19 protein-coding genes are annotated in these 21,601 nt (G+C 41.4%); 5 read left to right on the plus strand and 14 right to left on the minus strand.

Translation table 11 applies throughout. From position 1 onward, the window contains the following. Positions 1-4 precede the first annotated feature (4 nt). Positions 5-823, plus strand: coding sequence for an alpha/beta fold hydrolase (locus KO534_RS14565; RefSeq protein ID WP_215930395.1), 819 nt, complete (start codon positions 5-7; stop codon positions 821-823). Beyond that, positions 804-1,739, plus strand: a complete 936-nt coding sequence (locus tag KO534_RS14570) for a sensor domain-containing diguanylate cyclase (RefSeq protein ID WP_215930396.1) — start codon at positions 804-806, stop codon at positions 1,737-1,739. Before KO534_RS14565 ends, KO534_RS14570 begins: the two co-directional genes overlap by 20 nt. On the opposite strand, the gene KO534_RS14575 is transcribed toward KO534_RS14570, so the two are convergent. The 5 genes from KO534_RS14575 to KO534_RS14595 form a co-directional block, all read right to left on the minus strand. Then, positions 1,722-2,717, minus strand: a complete 996-nt coding sequence (locus tag KO534_RS14575) for a phospholipase A (protein WP_215930397.1) — start codon at positions 2,715-2,717, stop codon at positions 1,722-1,724. The genes KO534_RS14570 and KO534_RS14575 overlap by 18 nt on opposite strands. Before the next feature lie 126 nt (positions 2,718-2,843). After that, positions 2,844-3,872, minus strand: a complete 1,029-nt coding sequence (gene arsB, locus KO534_RS14580) for an ACR3 family arsenite efflux transporter (RefSeq protein WP_215930398.1) — start codon at positions 3,870-3,872, stop codon at positions 2,844-2,846. Positions 3,873-3,884: 12 nt separating this feature from the next. Beyond that, the gene (gene arsH / locus KO534_RS14585) at positions 3,885-4,583 is read right to left on the minus strand and encodes an arsenical resistance protein ArsH (protein ID WP_252732204.1); all 699 of its coding nucleotides are present in this window, start codon (positions 4,581-4,583) and stop codon (positions 3,885-3,887) included. 20 nt (positions 4,584-4,603) lie between these two features. Further along, a complete protein-coding gene (locus tag KO534_RS14590) occupies positions 4,604-5,074 on the minus strand; it encodes an arsenate reductase ArsC (protein WP_215930400.1) in 471 nt (156 codons plus the stop codon). Between the two features lie 28 nt (positions 5,075-5,102). Continuing rightward, complete coding sequence (locus KO534_RS14595) at positions 5,103-5,435, minus strand: metalloregulator ArsR/SmtB family transcription factor (RefSeq protein ID WP_215931189.1); 333 nt, start codon at positions 5,433-5,435, stop codon at positions 5,103-5,105. 175 nt (positions 5,436-5,610) lie between these two features. Between KO534_RS14595 and KO534_RS14600 the strand changes: the two genes are divergently transcribed. Together KO534_RS14600 and KO534_RS14605 are read left to right on the plus strand one after the other, a co-directional pair. After that, positions 5,611-6,129, plus strand: coding sequence for a YgjP-like metallopeptidase domain-containing protein (locus KO534_RS14600; protein WP_215930401.1), 519 nt, complete (start codon positions 5,611-5,613; stop codon positions 6,127-6,129). Between the two features lie 93 nt (positions 6,130-6,222). After that, complete coding sequence (locus KO534_RS14605) at positions 6,223-6,600, plus strand: YacL family protein (RefSeq protein ID WP_215930402.1); 378 nt, start codon at positions 6,223-6,225, stop codon at positions 6,598-6,600. A 313-nt stretch (positions 6,601-6,913) separates the two neighbouring features. Here the strand turns inward: KO534_RS14605 and KO534_RS14610 are convergent, their stop codons facing one another. Next, positions 6,914-7,420 carry a hypothetical protein gene (locus tag KO534_RS14610; RefSeq protein ID WP_215930403.1) on the minus strand — a complete coding sequence of 169 codons (507 nt, stop codon included), beginning with the start codon at positions 7,418-7,420 and terminating at the stop codon, positions 6,914-6,916. A 260-nt stretch (positions 7,421-7,680) separates the two neighbouring features. Here KO534_RS14610 and KO534_RS14615 point away from each other — a divergent pair, with 260 nt between their 5' ends. Then, positions 7,681-8,337, plus strand: a complete 657-nt coding sequence (locus KO534_RS14615) for an OmpW family outer membrane protein (protein ID WP_215930404.1) — start codon at positions 7,681-7,683, stop codon at positions 8,335-8,337. 77 nt (positions 8,338-8,414) lie between these two features. Here the strand turns inward: KO534_RS14615 and gnd are convergent, their stop codons facing one another. From gnd to KO534_RS14655, 8 genes are all read right to left on the minus strand, one after another. After that, positions 8,415-9,869 carry a decarboxylating NADP(+)-dependent phosphogluconate dehydrogenase gene (gnd, locus tag KO534_RS14620; protein WP_215930405.1) on the minus strand — a complete coding sequence of 485 codons (1,455 nt, stop codon included), beginning with the start codon at positions 9,867-9,869 and terminating at the stop codon, positions 8,415-8,417. A gap of 275 nt (positions 9,870-10,144) precedes the next feature. Then, positions 10,145-12,559 (minus strand): ABC transporter permease, encoded by a 2,415-nt coding sequence (locus KO534_RS14625; RefSeq protein WP_215930406.1) that lies wholly within the window; start codon positions 12,557-12,559, stop codon positions 10,145-10,147. A 10-nt stretch (positions 12,560-12,569) separates the two neighbouring features. Continuing rightward, positions 12,570-14,999 carry an ABC transporter permease gene (locus KO534_RS14630; RefSeq protein WP_215930407.1) on the minus strand — a complete coding sequence of 810 codons (2,430 nt, stop codon included), beginning with the start codon at positions 14,997-14,999 and terminating at the stop codon, positions 12,570-12,572. Then, positions 14,996-15,700, minus strand: a complete 705-nt coding sequence (locus tag KO534_RS14635; protein ID WP_215930408.1) for an ABC transporter ATP-binding protein — start codon at positions 15,698-15,700, stop codon at positions 14,996-14,998. The genes KO534_RS14630 and KO534_RS14635 overlap by 4 nt, the downstream gene beginning before the upstream one ends. A 70-nt stretch (positions 15,701-15,770) precedes the next feature. After that, a complete protein-coding gene (locus KO534_RS14640) occupies positions 15,771-17,021 on the minus strand; it encodes an efflux RND transporter periplasmic adaptor subunit (RefSeq protein WP_215930409.1) in 1,251 nt (416 codons plus the stop codon). Between the two features lie 311 nt (positions 17,022-17,332). Further along, positions 17,333-18,649 (minus strand): metal-dependent hydrolase family protein, encoded by a 1,317-nt coding sequence (locus tag KO534_RS14645; protein WP_215930410.1) that lies wholly within the window; start codon positions 18,647-18,649, stop codon positions 17,333-17,335. A gap of 216 nt (positions 18,650-18,865) precedes the next feature. After that, a complete protein-coding gene (locus KO534_RS14650) occupies positions 18,866-20,176 on the minus strand; it encodes a sensor histidine kinase (RefSeq protein ID WP_215930411.1) in 1,311 nt (436 codons plus the stop codon). Beyond that, a complete protein-coding gene (locus KO534_RS14655; RefSeq protein WP_215930412.1) occupies positions 20,157-21,542 on the minus strand; it encodes a sigma-54-dependent transcriptional regulator in 1,386 nt (461 codons plus the stop codon). The genes KO534_RS14650 and KO534_RS14655 overlap by 20 nt, the downstream gene beginning before the upstream one ends. Between the last annotated feature and the right edge of the window lie 59 nt (positions 21,543-21,601).

Genomic DNA, 21,601 nt, shown 5'->3' on the forward strand with positions numbered 1-21,601 from the left:
GTCAATGCCATTTGCTGATGAAGTGATTAAGAGAAACCATGTCACAATCGAAGGTTCAGGCGACAAAACTTTACTATTAGCCCATGGTTTTGGCTGTGATCAGAATATGTGGCGCTTGATGTTACCGGCTCTTGTTCCTCACTATAAAGTGGTTTTGTTTGACTATGTAGGTTCGGGTAATTCGGATATTTCCCATTACGACCAAACTCGTTACAGTTCACTGGAAGGTTACGCGCAAGACGTTCTGGATATCTGCCAAGCATTAGATTTACAGGATGTTGTTTTTATCGGTCATTCAGTTAGCAGCATGATTGGCCTTATTGCGTCAATAAAACAGCCAGAGCTTTTCAGCCAGTTAACAATGATTTGCCCTTCTCCTTGTTTCTTAAATTTTGAACCCGATTATATCGGAGGATTTGAACAAGCAGATTTAGAAGAACTTATTGATTTAATGGATAAGAATTATATTGGATGGGCCAACTATCTAGCTCCTTTAGTTATGGGCGCTAACAACTCTGAAGAACTTGTTGCAGAGTTGTCTGGAAGCTTTTGCTCTACTGACCCTGTGGTTGCAAAAACATTTGCTAGAGCCACTTTTTTCTCTGATTATCGCCACCTATTAAAAGACGCAAAACACCCTGTGCTAATTTTTCAAAGTAGCCAAGATGCATTAGCTTCGATAGCTATTGGCGATTTTATGGTTAAACAATTGCCGGATGCAAAATTAAAGCTAATAGAAGCAAAAGGGCATTGTTTACATATGACTCATCCTGACACAGTCAACCAATGCTTAAGTGAATACCTTGCACAGCAAACTAGTTAGTTCGGAGTTAGAGTTTTTAACGCCTGATGAATTCCAATTTGGCGCGTTAATAACAAATGAAAAACGTATCATAATTTACGCTAATGAGTATTTTTCTGATGAATTAAGCTGGAACCTTGATTCGTTAATTGGAAAAAATTCGGAAGACTTATTTACCCACTCGTCGAAAATATTTTACGAGAGTTATTTAATGCCTTTGCTATTGCATGAAAAAAAATGTGAAGAAATCCAGTTAACTATGTTGGACGGTAAATCAAAACGTTTACCCATTATAGTCAACGCTAGAATGGACGAGAGAGGATATATTTATTGGAGTTTTTTCAACGCTTCTAAGCGCGATAAATTATATGAAGAATTGTTAGACACCCGAACTAAGTTAGAACAACAAGCTAAAATACTGCAATCCAAGTCATCTACTGATGAGTTAACTGGGCTTATGAATCGCCGAGAAATGAATCTACGCGCCCCTGAACTTATCAATCAAGCAAAACGATATAGCCATACAATCGCGTTATTAATGATAGATATCGACCATTTTAAGAATATTAACGATTCATATGGGCATTTAGAAGGAGACCGAATATTGGAAGAGTTAGGTCACTGGCTGCAAACCTTTGGTCGTGAAACGGACTTAATTGCACGTTTTGGTGGTGAAGAATTTATTATGTTATTGCCTGACACTGGTATTGAAGAGGCAAATTTATTTGCTGAGCGCTTGCACAAATTAGTATCACAAGTAGAAATTGCTAACTCCCCTATAACAGTTAGCATAGGCATTACTTTGAGCGATGGAAATAAAACCCTTCATGAACTAACGAGACAAGCAGATATTGCCCTTTATCAAGCGAAAGAAAGTGGCCGCAACACAACCCAATTTTTTGAAAAAGTCAGAGATGTGCTAAAACCAATTTGTTAACTTAAATCCAATACCTAACCGTTGGGAATGACGGTTGTAATAAATTAGGCTTTCTCCATAGCCGTTAAAATATTCAACATACCCTTGAAGGCGGCCATTAATCGGGAACGACCAACCTAATTGGATCGCCCCTCTGTTCTTATCTGAACGTAGGTTGTTGCGAAACATAAATTCTAGCGAGTTATTTTCTGAAATACGCCACAAACCGCCTAATTCACCGTACCCCATGTACTTTTCGATATCAGGATTGTCGTCACCTGAAGGGTCGAGAGGGTCGACTTTTTCATCTTCGGGTAACCGGTACCAAGTTCTAAATCCCCATAACACATTGTCTGCAGGTGCAAAGGCAAAGGATAAAATAATTCTATTCCAACTTCTCGACAACAGCCCGGTTTGTCCATTTGACTGGTGGTTAAATGACAATGAAGTTTGCTCGATAGGTAAGCCTAACAATGACCAAGAATGATGATAATTAAATATTAATTCTGGTTCGTAATTTGTTTCTCGAAAAGGCGCTGAAATCTCACTATTGTAGGCTTGCCACCAGCTAGTGGTGGTGAAAGCAACCGCTAAATCAAGATCTTTAAATACCAAGTCTTGCACCGCTAAATATTTCAACGAAACTTGAAACTTAACTTCAACGTCATCCAGTTGAGAATCGACTGGAGTATCAACATAAGGTTCTTGGTTGATACTAGTGATACTCGCGGGCAACACAAAATTAGGTTTGTGGGGTACTATTGCAAATCGGTTTTTCGAGGCTTGCTTTTCTAAATCGACACGGTGTTTAAGCAACGTAGGTGATGTTTTTTCACAACTTTGTCGTAACTCAGCCACAGTTTGCTCAGGCGCTGCTTGTTTAAGGGCAACTAATACACATTCGTCAAAAGCGTTGTGATCAACAGGTTCGGCTGCTGTTGCCGTATTAATAGTCGTTACACCAATACCTGCTAATAAAACCAATACAGCGATTTTCATTACTAAACTATTCCCAAAAACTTATAGTAACCTCTAACACCGCGTATTCTGACAGCCCAGTTGACGAATGCAAACAATCTCCTACTTTTCTGTTATTTTCTATCCTTTTTAAGTTTTTGATAACCTCTAATCAAACCAATGCTGAGTTCTATTAACAAAATATACCAATGACAACATCACTGGCACTTCTACCAATACACCAACCACAGTGGCTAAGGCGGCACCTGAATGTAACCCAAACAGCGATATTGCTACAGCTACCGCTAATTCAAAAAAGTTAGAGGTACCAATCATACTGGCAGGCCCTGCTACATTGTGAGGTAGTTTAAGGCGCTTAGCGATGAAGTAAGCGATGGCAAAAATACCATAGGTTTGAATAATTAATGGTATCGCAATCAACAAAATCGCTTGTGGTTTATCTAAAATAGTTTGTGCTTGAAACCCGAACAGCAGTACTACTGTTCCTAGTAACCCCACAATCGACCAAGGTTTAAGTTTGCCAACAAAACTATCAATATTTTGTTGATCGTGATGTCCATCAACCTTTTTATCTAACAGTGAGCGAGTCAACGCCCCAGCCACTAAAGGCAATAAAACGTATAGCACTACAGATATAAGCAAGGTATTCCAAGGCACTTGAATATCACTCACACCTAACAACAAAGCGGTGATAGGAGCAAAAGCAAAGATCATAATTATGTCGTTAATCGACACTTGAACCAAGGTATAATTGGCGTCGCCTTTGGTCATTTGACTCCAAACAAAAACCATAGCAGTACAAGGCGCAACACCCAACAAAATCATACCGGCTATATATTCGTTTGCCGATTGCGGATCGACCCAGTCAGCAAAAAAGCCTTTAAAAAACAGCCAACCTAACGCAGCCATAGTAAAAGGTTTTATCAACCAATTAATCGCCAATGTTAATGCTAGGCCTTTAGGTTTTTTACCCACATCTTTAATGGATGAAAAGTCTATTTGGATCATCATCGGGTAAACCATTAACCAGATGAGTACTGCCACCACTATATTTACGTGGGCATATTCCAGACCCGCTACCGAAGCGAAAGTACCAGGAATAAGTATTCCTAGGATGACACCGGCTACAATGCTGATGCCGACCCATACAGATAAATAACGTTCAAATAATCCCATCTCTTAACTCCTTTAGATTGAACGCTGATTAACGCGCGCAGAAACTTGCTCAGCGGTTTCTACTCGCTCTGAATAACGGTCAACTAAGTAATCACTGTTGTCTCGAGTTAATAGCGTGAACTTCATCAACTCTTCTAAAACATCCACTATGCGGTTGTAGTAAGGCGAGGGTTTCATGCGGTCATTGTCATCAAATTCCATAAATGCTTTGGCAACTGACGATTGGTTAGGAATAGTCAACATTCGCATCCATCGCCCTAACACTCGCATCTGATTCACGGCATTAAACGACTGTGAGCCTCCGGAAACCTGCATTACCGCTAAGGTTTTGCCTTGAGTGGGGCGTACTGCACCTATACTAAGTGGCACCCAATCAATTTGACTTTTAAGGATGCCAGTCATGGCACCGTGACGCTCAGGAGAGCACCAGACTTGGCCTTCGGACCACATCATTAACTCTCGCAATTCCACCACTTTGACATGGCTTGCGTCATCGCCATCTGGCAAAGGTAATCCCGTTGGATCAAAAATTCGGGTCTCTGCTCCCATGGCATTTAATAAACGAGCCGATTCTTCTATCACTAAGCGACTAAATGAACGCGCCCGAAGTGAGCCATAAAGTAACAGTATTTTAGGTTTATGCTGTGAACTGGCCTTCGCAAAACTTTGGTTATGGGGCACATTAAATTGTGTCACATCTAGGTTAGGCATAGTTGCATCAAGTTTCGGCATTATGCGGCTCCTAATTCTGCAAGCGCGGCTTTAAATGCGTCTTTGTCTGTTACATCAACATCAAGATTGACCAACTGTTGCACTCTTTGTTTTATCTGCTCAATTGTGCCTCTAAAGGCTTCGGCAAGTTGTTCCTCCGTTCCTTGCAACTTAGAGGGATCTGCTAAACCCCAATGTACTTTTAAACTCTTACCAAACCACAAAGGGCAACTTTCGCCGGCAGCTGAATCACAAACAGTTACCACTAAATCCGCGTCGAATGCTTCAAAATCATCCCAAGACTGGCTACGCAAACCATCAGTTGCAATCCCCGCTTCTTGTAAATATTTAATCGACAAAGGATGCACCTCACCAGCAGGTTGACTGCCAGCACTTTTTGCGATGAGTTTGCCGTCAGAAAAATGATTAGTAATAGCTTCCGACAAAATACTGCGACAACGATTATGGGTACAGATGTATAAAATTTTCATGTAGACACATTCCATTTCATTAATGAGGTTAACAACAACTAACTTGTTGGTTCGCTAAATCTAGATTTTTTAAACTCTCTTCCAAATAGGCAGAGTTATCTTTTGTGGTCACCCTAAGCACCTCTAGAGCCCATTGAGGTAAAGCTTGATTAAGTTGATAAAACACCCATTTTCCGCGCCTGTCATCAGCCAAAATCTCACACTTACGTAACTCAGCTAAATGCCGCGACACTTTAGGCTGACTTAACTTTAATGCACTAATCAAATCACACACGCACATCTCACCTTTAAGGGTAATCAATAACAAACACTTCAATCGAGTGTCATCTGATAGACATTTATAAAAAGAAACAGGATTCATCAAAGTTTAGGCTACGTCCAACTTAATACATACGAAATATCATATATGTGGAATTTCGCATGTCAATAAAATTATAAAATGATTCGTTGCGTTGAAGTTAAAATTTGCTAGACGAGGCAAGTGACTTCCCAGCAAAACTGTTAGTATAGGGAAGTGTTTTTTTAAGGTCCGTTGTATGTCGCAAAATTTACCCTACTTGGCCCACTACCCCGTTCATTTGCAGAATGAAATCAGTCGTTTAATTGAAAATAATAAACTAGGGAATTGGTTGCGTGGCCGTTACCCAAACACTCACAAAGTAGCCAACGATAATGATCTACGAGATTATGCGTCAGCCTTAAAAAGCCAATATATGAAAAAGACCCAGCCACTCAGCAAGGTGATTTACGACGGTAAAATTCATATAGTCAATCATGCATTGGGGTTACACAGTTATGTGTCGAGAGTGCAAGGCGGTAAGTTAAAAAGTAAAAATGAACTACGAGTCAGCACATTGTTTAAACACACCCCTGAGGCATTTTTGAACATGATAGTGGTACACGAACTCGCCCACCTAAAAGAAAAACAACACAACAAAGCTTTTTATCAGTTATGCCAGCATATGTTACCTGACTATCATCAAATTGAATTTGATGTGCGCGTGTATTTAACCGAGTTAGAACGCTCAGGTTGGGTATTTAAAGAGCCGTCCTAGTCATTCAATACGATTATTTAAGGGAGTGATGCGTAAGGCACAATTAAAATAACCTATAATACCAAGCTAGTATTTAATAAGTGGTGACACCAAATGGACTACCAATTTTCCCGTGATTTTTTAGGCAACCCCGTCGCAACATGTGAACTCGAATGTGAAGCGTTTGGCGATTGGTTAAGCCAAGATATCGCCCAAGACACCTCACAAATAAACCTGTTGCTTAACATTGTCGAAAAATTACAAAACAAACAACTGGTCGATTACCAACATAACGGCAAAGAGTACCACTTGCTGTTTGATAAAGACGAAGTTGAACTGGTGCTAAATAATAACCTTATCCAAGAAATGTCGACAACGGATGATGATGAAAGCCAAGAATTATCCGATTTGCATATTCAATCGGGTTGCGGTTTAGCAGATTTTAAGTTACTTCTTAGGGCCTGGCAGGGTTTTGTTGACCAAACAGTCTAGCGCACTATTTTGGTGACTTTTGAATTTTTTCTCACGGTAAACGTGCAGTCTCGATAATATTTCCACACACAAAAAACCTAAGCCTTTGTTTTAGTTATATAAATAATTATGGCCTGATAACTGCTTTATACGGGCAATGAGGGATCTGTCTTCGAGAGGTAGGGACTAACCAAAGTGTACAGACAACACATTGGTTGCCGAAAATAACAGCTAATAGTTATAAAGGCAGAAGACAGCTCCACTCAAAAAACAGAGGCGCCGGACCGTAGTAATATGAGTCGGCGCTTTTTGTTTTAAGCCAACGTTCAGTTTTTTAGAGCTCGTTGGGTTTCATCACTATCCAGCCATTTATATAAATATTCCTAGGCCTAACTGCCGCATAAATGGCATGGGACTCGAATAGTTCTGAGATCTGCTTTAGGGTCAATTCCAATGATTCTTTACGATAATAGTTCGGATGCATCGCTCTATCAGACTTCACATGTTTTGAGGGTGACAACTTTTTACTTTGTCCTACATTTCCTACTTTAAATACTAACGAATTTTCTTTCACTTCCATCACTCGCATCGGGATATAGCGATACTTTGCGTCAGAATTATCATCAATCGCAAAATAATCGACAAAGAAAAAATCATTACGCAGTGGTTGCTCTACCACCATTTTAGTGACTCGGTTGTCATGCCAAGACGACAGCATCAATCCCACCAATAATACAACTACAAGGACCCACTCGAAATTTTCACCATTCCATTCAACAAAGCGCCTAATCTGGGAAAAACTTGGCAGATTTATATACCCCCCTTGAATATTGGCCAACATAAATGCTCCTTATTTTCCTGTTGTATATCCTGATGCGAATTGGAAGTTGTGCAAATAATAAACACCCATAATCACACGGCAATCCACAAGTATCAATTTTTCGTTCAAAAAACTGCCAACTCACCTTTGGGCAAATTATTTGTTTCTCAAACCTACACACAATCACGACAAACCTTGTTTTAGATCAGTCATGGGCAATTCGCGTAATTTAAAATTAGTTTATTCAATATAAACACACAGAGAAAAGAGCAGAGAAATCTATGAAAAAATTACTTTTGTCACTAGCAGTAACTAGTGCGCTACTCGCTACAATCACGCCAGTTTGTGCTTACGAAAAGGGAGATTGGGTAGTCCGGGTGGGAATGACTAGCGTGGCGCCTGACGATTCAAGTAGCAACGTGGTTGTTGGTGGCACAGACTTGGGCATTGGAGTGAGTGTTGATAACAATACTCAACTCGGATTAAATTTTGTTTATTTCTTTAAGCCACGACTAGCCATTGAAGTTTTGGCCGCGACTCCCTTTAGCCACGACATAGGTTTAGATACAGTAGGTGCCTTGGGTAGCACCAAACACTTACCACCCACTATAAGTGCCAATTACTATTTTGCAGATCCCAGCGCCAAGCTGCAACCCTATGTAGGCGCAGGTATTAACTACACGGTATTTTTTGACGAAGAATTCACCAGCGCCAATTCTGACGCAGGTTTTAGCGAGCTTGAACTAGACAACTCGCTAGGTTTAGCCGCACAGGTTGGGGTTGACTATATGCTTAATCAAAACTGGCTGCTCAATGCATCGATTAGATGGATAGATATAGATACTGAAGCGAACTTTGATCTAAACGGCTCTGCTGGCAGTGTCGATGTGGATATTGACCCTTTTGTATATTCTATTACAGCGGGTTATCGTTTCTAGATAAGCTCAACCCATTAAAAATAAAAAGGCCGCAACTCTTTCACAAGTTACAGCCTTTTTTTATCTATGAGGACTACCTAAGCGTTGTAGGTAGACGAAGAGGTATTTCCGCCTCGGCCAGTCCAATTGGTATGGAAGAATTCACCTCTAGGCTTGTCTGTGCGCTCATAGGTATGGGCACCAAAATAATCACGTTGCGCTTGTAACAAGTTAGCCGGTAAACGCGCGGTGCGGTAGCCGTCAAAATAGTTAAGGGCGGCGGTTAAACATGGTGCTGGTACACCATTAGTAATAGCATTTACAGCAACACGTCTCCAGCCATCTTGAGCACCTACCACTGTGTCTCTGAAGTAATCATCTAATAACAGATTATTTAACTCAGGATTTTTATCATAGGCTTCTTTAATTTTACCTAAGAAAGCAGAGCGGATAATACAACCACCACGCCACATCAATGCGATGCCGCCGTAGTTTAAGTTCCAGTTGTACTCTTTAGCCGCTTCACGCATTAAAGTGTAACCCTGCGCGTAAGAAACAATTTTAGCTGCCAGCACTGCTTGGCGTAAATCTTCAATAAATGCAGCTTTATCACCATCGAATGTTTTTGCTGGACCAGTCATCACTTTAGACGCTTCAACCCGCTCTTCTTTAAGTGCAGAGATACAACGTGCAAATACCGATTCAGCAATTAGGGTTAAAGGTACCCCTAAATCTAGCGCGACAATACCTGTCCATTTTCCAGTGCCTTTTTGGCCTGCAGTATCGAGAATTTTTTCAACTAGCGGTCCACCATCTTCATCTTTATAAGCCAAAATATCGCGGGTGATTTCTACTAAATAACTATCTAACTCAGTGGTGTTCCATTCTTTGAATACTTCATGCATTTCATCTGCAGACATACCCAGCACTTCTTTCATGATTTGGTAAGCTTCACACAATAGCTGCATATCACCGTATTCGATACCGTTATGTACCATTTTGACAAAGTGACCGGCACCGTTTTCACCTACATAATCACAACAGGGTGAACCATCGTCAACTTTAGCTGAGATGTCTTGAAAAATAGGCTTCACTGCCTGCCATGCTTCAGCCGAACCACCGGGCATGATTGAAGGACCTTTAAGGGCACCCTCTTCACCACCAGACACACCTGCACCCACAAAGTTGATACCTTTTTCAGCGCAGTATTTTTCACGGCGGATAGTATCTGGGAAATGGGTATTACCACCATCGATGATGATGTCGCCTTTGTCTAACAAAGGTAAAAGTTGTTCAATAGTGGCGTCCACAGGGGCGCCTGACTTCACCATAATCATGATTTTACGGGGTGTGGCTAGGGATTGAACCAACTCTTCTACTGAATAAGCACCACGAATACTTTCGCCTTTTGCGCGACCGTTAATAAAGTTTTCGACTTTATCGGTTGAGCGATTGTATGCCGTGACGGTATAGCCTTTACTTGCCATGTTTAAAATAAGGTTTTCACCCATTACAGCAAGGCCGATCAAGCCAATATCAGATAGTGTTTTCATAAAATTCCAATGTTTATTTTAATTAATAATGCTTGCTTAACCATTTCACATTATACGTCAAACGATGATGCATAGTCCAAAGATGCAGGGCTAATCGAACCAAGCAAAACATGATGTTAGGACGCGCAGTCCCTCTATACTAACCACTAAACTGAAACTTAACACTTCATAAATGCATAAATAAATAACGCATTAGTATAAGAAATAATTGGTATGACCAATTATTTCTTATAGATTTTCTAAAAAACGTCTTTGCTAATATCTAAAATTTTCTGCTAATCACTGCCTCGAAGGGAATTAACCGCCGGTTGATTAATGAATCTTCGTAACGGCCAATAACAAGCAAAAATCGACAAGAACAAAATAGGTGTGACTGTCAGTACAAATGCGAGTATTAAATTTTCACTTAGATAGACAGTTAATACTTGGTTAAAACCTAAATACAACGCCAACAATACTAATACACCGCTTAACATTCCCAGCAAGATCATCGAGCTATTGTCTTTAATAATGAGTTTAATCACATCACTGCGTTTGGCACCTATCGCTAACCTTGTACCTATTTCAAAACGGCGCATTTGGGTGCTGTAACTCAATATCCCATAGAGTCCAATACCCGCTAACAAAAATGTTAAAATAGCTAAAGCTCCGCTGGTAACGGCTGTAGTGTATTGTGAAAATAAACGCTCAACACGACGGCCTTCTAAAGTAGACAAACTGAAAAGTTTTAGCTCTTTCGACACTTGTGATAACACCTGCACTACCTGCTCGCGAGTGACACTTTGGCCTTCTTGGGTGTTAATTAAGAACATGTTTCTGGTGGGTGATGCTGGGAAATAAAAACGTGGTTCGATTGTTGTATCTCCAGGAATAAGTATACCTTTAACTACCCCCACTATTTTTGCACCATTATCAAAGGTCAAACCCAGTGCGTTGCCGTTTGGCGCTAATTCTTTAGCAAACACATCATTAACTATCATCACGTTATTGCTATCTTTGATATCTGCTTCACTAAAATAATTCCCTGCAAGCAAAGGTTGTTCTATCAATTGAAAATAGCTGTGGTCCACGTCTTTGGCTCGTATTGAATAGCGCTCATCGCCACCAAGCCGGCTCAAGGCCAGAGAAAAAAACGGCATAGGTGCCATAGACTGACTGACGTTATCTACCTGAGGTAGCGCTGCTAATTTATCGCGAACTTCAGCCATATTTGCCACTAAGCCATCGCGTTCAGACTCATCAACCCTTGGCAACGAAAGCACTAGGAAAGAAATATTCTTGGTAGCAAAGCCAGAAGGGCGGTTGATTGTAGTCATTGCCTCACTGAACAACACGATATTGATGAAGACTAACAAGGTTACTATGGATATTTGCGCAAACACTAAGCCCTGGCGAACTTTTTTAGACACTTGTTTGCCGATACCTTTACCGCCAGTTTGCATGGATTGATTCAAACTTTGAAAATCAATCATTCTCATGCAGATATAAGCAAAAAACCATGCAAACCCCACAATCAATATCAATGCGTAAACAATAGTATTGAAATGCAACGACAACTCGTCAATTCTTGGTAAATACTGATTTAGAAACATCTGCATGCCTTTAAATCCTAACGAGGCAATATACATGGCGATAACGGTCGCTACTCCTACTAGTAACGCAGCTTCAGCCAACAACATATGAAAAACCTGACGACGGGACGCGCCAATAGCAGCACGAATAGCAATTTGACGGCTGCGCTCGACAGTGCGCGACATAAACAAGTTAGCAATATTAGTCGTGGCTATTAGTACTAACCCAATGACCGCAGCAATCAGCAAATATACCGTTTGTTGGCTATTTGCTAAAATGACGGATTTCAATGTGTGCAGTTTAATACCAATACTCCAACCATTAAAAAACTGATGTCCAGCCACCTGCTGTTGCCAGTTATCGCTCACCAAACTAGTGAGTTGTTGTTCTGTTTGCGCTATTGAATTACCGGGTTTTAATCTGCCTAACGTCATCAAACCACTGTCATCATTACCCCACTTTTTACGTTCGCTGGCGCTAATGGAATTATAATCCCAAGGTAAAAACACTTGGGATTTGTAACCCACCCCATAGATTTGGGGCTCAACAAATTTTTCGTCCAGCACTCCTACAACTCGATAGCTTACGTCGCCGAATTGCACCTTCTTAGACAAAATATCTGAGTCCAGTGAAAAATCATTTTTCCACGTTTGGTAGCTCAATATGGCCACAAGGTTGTAACTATTCAGCGCTTCAGTCGCTGTAAAACTTCGACCTAATGCCATTTCTGCACCTAATAATAAAAACCACTCAGGCGTCACAAATGAAATAGACAGAGTAGGATGAGAAGGCTGCGAAATCAGTACATCGGCATCGTAGTACATCAATGCTAAATCACTAAAAGCAGTTTGCTTAGCATACAGTTGCATCAAGTTAGGATAAGTAAATGCTGTGCCGTCGATGCCAGCATTGTTATCAACAAGGTTATGCTCAACTGTGTATAAATTATCACTTTCAGGGTAAGAAAGAGGCGACACCAATAACAAATACGCTAAAGTCAACACACACAATAACGCCCCAAAAGTCACGCTAATAGTCGTCACGACCGCTGTCACAAACCCGGGGGTAGTTTTTAAACTAGCCCAGGCTTGTTTCAGTAAATATAGGGATTGACTCATCTCTATGCCCTTAATCACTGCCACGCAATGAACGTATAGCGGGATGATTAATGTACTGACGTAAAGGCCAATAACATGCAAATATCGACAAGACAGTGATAGATAACACGGTAGACACAAACATAGGTAACAAATCTGCACTCATATAAGCTGACAGTACTTCGTTGTAAGCTAAATACACACCTAGCAATATCACTATGCTAAAGGCCACTCCGAGCACAATGACCCAGGCATTATCTTTAACAATTAGATTCACTAAATCTTTACGTTTGGCCCCAATAGCCATACGGGTGCCCAGTTCAAACCTACGCATTTGGGTACCATAACTTAAAATACCGTACAGACCGACACTCGCCAGAAACAAGGTGATGATGGCAAGTACTGAGGTGGTGATGGCGGTGGTGTATTGCGTAAACAGGCGACGCTTCTTTTCGCCTTCTAAAGTATCCAAACTAAACAGTGCATACAAGTTACTTACCTCACCAATGGCAGTTGCCACTTGTTCTCGATTGACGGTTTGTCCTTGCTTTAATTTTAAGGTGATTTGTGACGTCCCTGAATTCGACGGTGTGTAGACACGCATTGGCATCTCAGTTTGCGCGGGCATAATCACCCCTTTTACTACGCCAACTATAGTGAAAATATTGTCCGGTCCACCACCTGAAATCTGCATACCCAATGCGCTGCCAGTTGGGTTAAGGCGTTGTGCGAACACATCATTCACTATCATCGCTAGATTGCCATCTTTGATGTCAGCTTCGCTGAAATAGTCGCCTTCAAGTAACTCTTGGCCAAATAGCGTAAAATAATTGTGACTCACCCTCTTACTTTCTGGCGTAAAATTTTCACCTGAAGCTATGGCTGTCAACGCCCATAAACCAAAACCGTTCAAAACCGAGCTTGATTGCGAAAGGCTCTCTACCTCAGGCATCTGCAACAGTTTTTGTTTAAGCTCAGTCATCACTGCCGCGACTTCCTCTTCAGGGGGAAATTCTGGCGCGGAAACTGAGAGGCTCATTTGCTGCATGTTGTCTACACTATAACCGGGCTCTAGGTTGATGGAATCCATAGCCTCTTTGAACAGGGTGATATTCGCAAAAACCAGCAAAGTTGCGATGGCGACCTGACTGACTATTAGTCCTTGTCTAAAACGCTTAGAAACCTGTATTCCCGTGCCCTTACCACTAGATTGAAGCATAGAATTTAATGCACGATAATTGATCATATTACTGCTTAAAAACGCAAACAGCAGAGCGAAGAAAACAGCTAAAAGTACCGAAGCTAAAAGCGTAATATGACTGACGCCAAGTTCGCTAATGCGCGGTAACTGAGACGCTAGATTCGATTGCAACAACGAAAAACCTAAGGATGCGACGACTAATGCCAGTAACAGAGACAGCCCCATCAACAGCCCTGATTCTGCCAAAAGCCCTCGAAATAGATGCGACTTCTTAGCACCAAGTGCGGCGTAAATGGCCAAGTGTCTTTGCTGCTCGGCGGTGCGTGACATAAACAGATTGGCGATGTTGGCAAAAGCAATTAAGACTAAACCAATCACCCCTGCTAGCAATTTATACACAGTATTTTGACTGTCTCCCACAATAGCGGTTTGGAATGACTCTAGTTCGACACGAACTGACCATCCATTAAAAAACGGAATTGACGCTACATTTTCTACCCAAGCATCGTTGACTAGTGGTGTAAGGGTCTGCTCTGCCTGTGAAGCCGTTACTGTGTCTTTTAACTTACCCACAAAAGTCAACGCGCCGCTAATGTTGCCCCAACGCTCCTTCATGCGAACATCTAGGTTGTAGTCCCATGGAAACCACATGCCTACATCACGACCGGCACCTTTAATTTGCGGCTCAATAAAATCTTCACCCAATACACCTATCACTCGAAAGCTAACACCACTAAAGGAGACTTTTTTGTCTAACATATCTGCTGCAGAGGCAAACTCTTGTTGCCAAGTTTTATAACTTATCACTGCAACAGGAGTGAAAGTATCTAACCCTTCTGAAGTTTCAAAAGTGCGACCCATCTGCATGTTAGCCCCTAAAAGTTCAAACCATTCGGGAGTCGCATAGGCGGTATTTAAGGTGGGTTGTGTAGGTAAAGAAGTGAGTACATCTTGTCCGTATTGAATTAATGCTACCTTTTCAAACACATCTTGATTCTTGTAAAGATGGATAATGCCAGGATAGGTAAAAGATTGCGCATTGGTCTCACCTGTTTTGTCACCAATGGCGTGTATCACTTTATAGAGCTTGTCTTGTTCAGGATAAGGCAAAGGCTCAATGATTAATAAGTACCCTAAGGTTAAAACACAAAGCAATGCGCCTAATGTTGTCCCCATAGTTGTTACTACTGTGGCCACAAAGCCGACTTTTTTCTTGAGGCTTACCCATGCTTGTTTTAGCTGGTAAATGAACTGGCTCATACGGCCTCCTGTAACTCAGGTGTAGTCAAAATTGAGCCGTCTAATAATTTAAGTTGGATATTGGCCATATCTGCATAACGCGGATCATGGGTCACCATACAAATAGTAGTGCCACAGTCGTTAAGCTTTTGTAGGACATCCATGACTTGATCGCCACTTTTAGAGTCTAAGTTACCCGTTGGCTCGTCTACTAGCAAAATCGCAGGGTTAGCAACAAGTGCTCTGGCAATAGCGATACGTTGTTGTTGTCCACCAGAGAGTTGATTGGGTTTGTGACTTGTGCGGTGGCTCATGCCCACTAGTTCAAGACATTCATGTACTCTGTCTGCAATATCTTTATCACTGGGAACCTTATTTTTATAGCGTAGTGGCAACGCTACGTTATCGAATACTGACAACTCATCTATCAAGTTAAATGACTGAAAGATAAAGCCTATTTTGCTATTTCTAATTTCTGCAGCTTGATCAAGTGACAGATCGGTTACGTTAGTGCCTTCAATGTAATATTCGCCGCCTGATGGCATATCCAACAAGCCTAAGATGGACAATAAGGTGGACTTACCACAACCCGAAGGGCCTGAAATCGATACATAATCACCAGAATTAATAGTGATATCGATGTTTTTTAAAGCATGGGTTTCAAGTTCATCTGTTTCAAAAATTTTAGAAATGCCTTTCATTTGAATTTTAATATCGCTCATAATTACTGTCCTTTCATTGTATGTAAGTTATTAATTTTTAATGCGTTTAACTTTTAACGTTAAATATTTTTTAATTAATGCTAATGGTTTGACTGGCCCCTTGGAGATTCGACAAGTCTGAAATAATGAACTGTTCACCGACTGAAGCCCCTGACAAGATCTGCATAAACTGCCCTGCCTGCACCCCAAATCGTATGTCTTGCGACGAGGCGTTGTCTTGATTATTGAGTCGGTATAAAGAAGTTTTGCTGTCTGATTTCGCACCTGCTGGGCGTTTGATGTAAACCACATTTTGCAAAGTGTCGGCAATAATAACCCCATCCACACTAAGTTGTGGCCTAGCGCTAGCGGGCAAGGTAGCGGGTAAGGCAATTTCGATTTCGACTGTATTGTTGTCAACGATCGGGTCGATACGACTGACCACACCTTCAATTTTGTCGCGACGGGTATCGATGACTGCTGCTTTGCCTACTGTAATTAACTGAGCTTGGCTTTGGGGCACACGTATTAGTGCAATCAAATCTGTGACGCTACCAATCAAAGCAACTTCTTGCCCAGCCGCTAAGCTTTGCCCAAGCTCCACTGATAAACGTTGTAACACCCCATCAAATCCCGCTCTTACCGTTAATTTATCTAAACGAGACTGGGCGATACTTAAACGGCCTTGCTGTTGCTTTACCCGTTCAAGCTGAATATTGACTGATTCATCGTGAACCAATTTCAGCTGCTCGATACGTTGTTTTAAAATCGCAATTCGTTGTTTAAGTTGTTTTTCGTCTAAGGCAGACTGCTGAAACGTTAGCTGAGACACTATGCCCTGTTTTACTAATTTTTCTTCGGCAACACGCTTAAGCGAAGCGGTATCAAAGCGCGCGGTAATTTCAGCTAAATTGGCTGATTCGTTAAGAATTTCTCGTTGATTGTTGAGCTTTAATTGGCGCAGGTTTGCCTTTACTTGAATTAACTCCTGCGCCGCGTTTTCAACTTCTAATGCAAGCTCTGGGTTTTCTAAGCGCACTATTACACTGTTGGCACTCACTTGAGCACCGGGCTTTAATACTATTTCTTTCACTGTGGCGGCTGAGAAAGAGGTAATCAGTTGTTGTTTGTCTGAAGTCAAGGTGCCGTAACCTTCTATAATGACTTCTAAGTCTCCTTGCACAACAGACTCAATGATGAGGTTTTCTCTATCCACAGACACAGCTGAGTTGTTGCTGATTACAAAATAAATCAACACACCAATCACCGCAGTTAACCCTATCAATAAGTTACCTTTGGTCGCTTTAAAGGGAGATGACTTTTTCGTTTTAACTACGTCCATTTTTATTCACACTCAGTATTTTTAACTTCAATATCCCTGTCATATCAAGAGTTATGCCAAACTATAAAACCCATACTTTTCAGTAGTTTATAGAAATCCAATTCTAAAAAAATAAGGAATGGGTCCGATACCGGACCGAACGAGTCCGAAATCGAAAATAGGAGATAGGAGATAGGAGATAGGAGATTATATGCGTTGCAGGTAAATATCTGAGTAGCTCGTCTTATATGTGCCCTGTATCTAAAACTCAAAGTTCAAGATACAGGAGGTCAGAGTACGTATTGCAGATCTAAAAAGTGACTCGTTGCCATTCACTTGTGAACAAAGATTTTTCCACCTTTCATCACAAAATCTACATCCAGTAATTGTTGAATGTCTTCCAGAGGCGAACCGTCTGTGGCAATAATGTCAGCTTGTTTACCAACCGCTAAGGTACCAATTTGTTCGGTCATACCTAATAAATCAGCACTATTGACCGTGGCTGATTTAATCACATCCATATTGCTCATACCCGCTTTAACCATAAGTACGGCTTCATAAGCATTAATGCCATGCTTTGATACACCGCTATCAGTGCCAAAAGCGATTTTGACACCCGCCTTGTAGGCACGCTCCACATTACCTTGCATTTCTTTGCCAACAGTTCGGGCTTTATCTTTTATAGCGTCACTCATAAAATCCGAGTTTTCGGCCATTTCTAACACTGTATGTCCTGCAAGCAAAGTGGGAACTAAGTAAGCGCCGGTTTTCTTAAATAGTTTAATCGCGGCTTCACCCGCATAACTACCGTGTTCGATACTGTCTACTCCCGCTTCAAGTGCAGCAATGATGCCGTCTTCTTGGTGGGCATGGCTAGCCACTTTGCGACCCATACGTTTAGCAGCCAGAACCACTTCTTTTAGTTCGTCCATTTCCATTTGCTGCCCTGTACCTGTAGCACGATCAGTCAACACGCCACCAGTTGAGGTGATCTTGATTAGATCCGCACCATACTTAATGGCATGACGAGCGGCACGGCGACAATCAAAAGGTCCATCACATATGCTTGAACCGGTATAAAACTCCATTAATTCTGGCTTTACTCCGCTAATATCAGCGTGGCCACCGGTTATGCCTACACCACCGGCGGCAATAATACGTGGCCCGTCTATCCAGCCATTATTAACTGCGTCACGCAAAGCATACATTTCTTGAGGAATAGAGCCCACATCTCTAACGGTGGTAAAACCCGCCTTTAAGGTTCGCATCGCAAACATGATTGAACGCATCTGTACCAATTGATCAGACACCTTCAGGGTGTCACTGTCGTTCTTTGGACCCAATTCAAATTGCAAATGAACATGCATATCCATTAACCCAGGCATCACAAAACGTTCTTTGAGATCAATCAATTCACTATCTGGACCGTAGGTTGCGGGGTCTTGATAGCCATCCACAATATGAGTTATCAGGTCATCTTTTAATACTACAGTTTGTTCAGATTTAGTCGCTTGACCTGGCTCTGCCAGTAATCGGCCAATATGTAATACTTTGGTATTGGCAAGTAACGAAAAATTCGTGAATAAGGCAATTAACAAGGCCCCACAGGCGAATGGGTTGGTTTTAATACAACAAGAAAATGTTTTCATGGTCTGTCCTTGATTGTAGAGTAGGAGTTATCAAAGTAACGCTTGATATCACTATAACTTAACTACTGTACCTGCCCTTCAATAAATGTCTATTTTTTGTTCGATGCATTAATCTAGCGGACACTCAAATTAACAACCACTAAACGCAACTGAATGAGTCATATTTCCGAAATGGCTCTGAAAATGACTCTGACCTTGTCCCTAAAATCAACTTAGTTAAGCCTTCGCTGAATCTATAGGGGATTGCTTTGGTTTGACCTCAACTGGCAAGAGAATACTGACAGTCATCCCTTTTTGTGACGAGGGATTATTTTTAATTTCTATGCTGCCACCATGTTGTTCAATAATATTGCGGCAAAAAGTCAGGCCGATACCCTGCCCTTGCTGTTTAGTGGTAAACAAAGGGACAAATAGATTGTCTGTGTTGGCCAAACCGTGACCGTTATCAGTAATTTTGATTATTGAGTATTGGTTTTTCTCGGTTATTTTAATCGTAACTTTTGTGGCTTCAGCTTCAAACGCGTTTTTAAGCAAGTTAATAAAAACCTGTTCGATAAAAGTAGGATCGGCCCACAACCATTGCGGTTTAGATACAAATGTCACATCTTGCTTCGAAAACAAGCCTTGCAGACGCTCAGCAAAGGTAGCGAGGTTAATGGTCTGTAAGTCCAAATTGAGATTTTGTGATAACGAGGAGTAACGACTCACAAAGTCTTGCAAATGGTGGCAGCGCTCAGCAATTACATCCAAAGCTTGTTTCTCTCGAGGTGAATTAGATTTACTGCCTAGACTTTCTGCTAAGGACGACACTGGGGTAAGAGAGTTACGAATTTCGTGCCCCATAACACGAATAATTTGCTGCCATGCGTTCAATTGGCTGGCGCGAATTGCAGAATCGATATTACTAAATACCAATAATTGATGACGTTCACCGCTGTCGATAAACTCACTTTGACTCACATGCCATTGCTGTTCTTTACCCGCCAAACGCCAACCTTTATCGGTGTAGGTTAAGCCCAATAATTTAGGGGAAGCAAGACGATACATTTGCCAAGGCTGACCAAATAGGCTCGAAAACGCAGCATTGGCATAGGACAGTTTCTGTTTTTGATTAAACACCAACATAGGTGTATCAAGTTGGTCAATCAATTGATACAAGAGTAACGCATGTTGATCATACTGTGATTTGTGAGTCTGCATTTGTTCGCTTAGTAGCGTTAACTCATTGTGTAATTGCGCGGTGACACCTTCGTTAAATTCGGATTTAGCATACTGATTATAGTCTTCGACTTTTACCGCTTCGATATGCAATAAGGCACGTTCAAAAGACGACATCACTCTATTCTTAAAACGTATTACCACCACCAAAAAAAACAAACAGGCAACAACTAAGGACAAACCGATATTCCACGCCTGCCAATCTGCAGCAACTAAAATCCACGCAAGTGCCAATATAAACAGTATTGAAAAACAGCCCGAAACCCAGAGTATATAGGCACTTAAACTTTTACTTTTGAAGATCGGCATATTTTTCCAATCTTCGGTACAGTGACGATTTTGTTAAACCCAGCAACTTCGCGGCCTTAGGCACATGTTGATCTTCAAGGTTTAGTGCTTGGGAAATAAGTTGTTTTTCGGCGTCTTCTAAGGTCATCATAGGTAATTGGCTATCTGCTGATGCCTCTTCTTGACTCGGTTTAAGATTGAGATCTCTTACAGTCAACCGCTCATTTCGACATAACAATACCGCACGCTCCATCAAATGACTGAGCTCACGTATATTTCCGGGCCAGTGGTAATCCTGTAGCGCGGCCTTAGCGTCGTCGCTAAGTGTGATATTGGGTTTAGCGTACTTTTTACAGTACAGCTTTATGAAATATTCAGACAAAGGCGCAATATCTAACGTTCGCTCTTTAAGTGATGGCACCCTAAATTCAATAGTGTTGATTCGATAGAATAAATCTTCACGAAATAACTCGTTGTCTATTAACTCTTTAAAATTGCCGTTGGTCGCACTAATCAAACGAATTGACGTGAACTGAGTTTGACTGGCACCTAACACTTCATATTCACCGGTTTCCAATACCCTGAGTAACTTTGACTGTTGGGTCAGAGGAATATTGGCAATTTCATCTAGAAATAATGTGCCATTTTTGGCTAACTCGAAACGACCAATGCGGTTAGACTTCGCATCAGTAAACGCTCCTTTGGTATGCCCGAACATTTCACTTTCAAATAGTGTCTCTGAAATAGCCCCCATGTTTACCGCAATAAAAGGCCCATTACTCACCTGAGATTGTTGATGAATATAACTGGCCAACTGGCTTTTTCCGGTACCGTTATCACCAGTAAGCAATATCGCCACATTGGCGCTCGCGACACTACTAATTTGTTGCATCAATTCATGCATACAAGGAGAGCGCCACTGGTAATCACCCTTTTCTATTTCGGTATTATCAAGTCGTTGTTGCAGCTTTTGATTTTGTTTTTTGAGGCCACTTACTTTGATTTGTTGTGCGACCACTTGTAACAACCTTTGGTTTTTCCAAGGCTTTTCGAGAAAGTCTCCCGCCCCCAATTGCATTGCTTTGACCGCAAGCTCAACATTAGACCAAGCGGTCATCGCGACGGCAGGAATTCCCAAGTCAGCCTTATTAAGCCACGCCAACAACTCCAACCCTTCCTCTCCCGATGTAGTATCGCGAGAATAATTCATATCGAGTAGCACTAAGTCAATCTGCTGTTGTTTGATTAACTCTTTTGCCATAGCAGGACTTTCTGCTTCTGTGACTTGATAATGGTTATCCTCAAGAACGAAGCGCGCACTAATGCGAACGTCAACTCTGTCATCAACCACTAATACATTGGGTTTATTGGAACCTACTGTAGGCATTTTTCGCCCTTTTTATTTTAAGCGTTATAATATTTTCAACAAATCATACAGAATGTGCA

It is taken from the genome of Paraglaciecola arctica, from assembly GCF_018861065.1.
GTDB lineage: Bacteria > Pseudomonadota > Gammaproteobacteria > Enterobacterales > Alteromonadaceae > Paraglaciecola > Paraglaciecola arctica_B.

Coding starts and splice junctions, on each gene's coding strand:
- KO534_RS14565 (WP_215930395.1), top strand. CDS start 5: ATGCCATTTGCTGATGAAGTGATTAAGAGAAACCATGTCACAATCGAA.
- KO534_RS14575 (WP_215930397.1), bottom strand. CDS start 2,717: ATGAAAATCGCTGTATTGGTTTTATTAGCAGGTATTGGTGTAACGACT.
- arsB (WP_215930398.1), bottom strand. CDS start 3,872: ATGGGATTATTTGAACGTTATTTATCTGTATGGGTCGGCATCAGCATT.
- arsH (WP_252732204.1), bottom strand. CDS start 4,583: ATGCCTAACCTAGATGTGACACAATTTAATGTGCCCCATAACCAAAGT.
- KO534_RS14590 (WP_215930400.1), bottom strand. CDS start 5,074: ATGAAAATTTTATACATCTGTACCCATAATCGTTGTCGCAGTATTTTG.
- KO534_RS14595 (WP_215931189.1), bottom strand. CDS start 5,435: ATGAATCCTGTTTCTTTTTATAAATGTCTATCAGATGACACTCGATTG.
- KO534_RS14600 (WP_215930401.1), top strand. CDS start 5,611: ATGTCGCAAAATTTACCCTACTTGGCCCACTACCCCGTTCATTTGCAG.
- KO534_RS14605 (WP_215930402.1), top strand. CDS start 6,223: ATGGACTACCAATTTTCCCGTGATTTTTTAGGCAACCCCGTCGCAACA.
- KO534_RS14610 (WP_215930403.1), bottom strand. CDS start 7,420: ATGTTGGCCAATATTCAAGGGGGGTATATAAATCTGCCAAGTTTTTCC.
- KO534_RS14615 (WP_215930404.1), top strand. CDS start 7,681: ATGAAAAAATTACTTTTGTCACTAGCAGTAACTAGTGCGCTACTCGCT.
- gnd (WP_215930405.1), bottom strand. CDS start 9,869: ATGAAAACACTATCTGATATTGGCTTGATCGGCCTTGCTGTAATGGGT.
- KO534_RS14625 (WP_215930406.1), bottom strand. CDS start 12,559: ATGAGTCAATCCCTATATTTACTGAAACAAGCCTGGGCTAGTTTAAAA.
- KO534_RS14630 (WP_215930407.1), bottom strand. CDS start 14,999: ATGAGCCAGTTCATTTACCAGCTAAAACAAGCATGGGTAAGCCTCAAG.
- KO534_RS14635 (WP_215930408.1), bottom strand. CDS start 15,700: ATGAGCGATATTAAAATTCAAATGAAAGGCATTTCTAAAATTTTTGAA.
- KO534_RS14640 (WP_215930409.1), bottom strand. CDS start 17,021: ATGGACGTAGTTAAAACGAAAAAGTCATCTCCCTTTAAAGCGACCAAA.
- KO534_RS14645 (WP_215930410.1), bottom strand. CDS start 18,649: ATGAAAACATTTTCTTGTTGTATTAAAACCAACCCATTCGCCTGTGGG.
- KO534_RS14650 (WP_215930411.1), bottom strand. CDS start 20,176: ATGCCGATCTTCAAAAGTAAAAGTTTAAGTGCCTATATACTCTGGGTT.
- KO534_RS14655 (WP_215930412.1), bottom strand. CDS start 21,542: ATGCCTACAGTAGGTTCCAATAAACCCAATGTATTAGTGGTTGATGAC.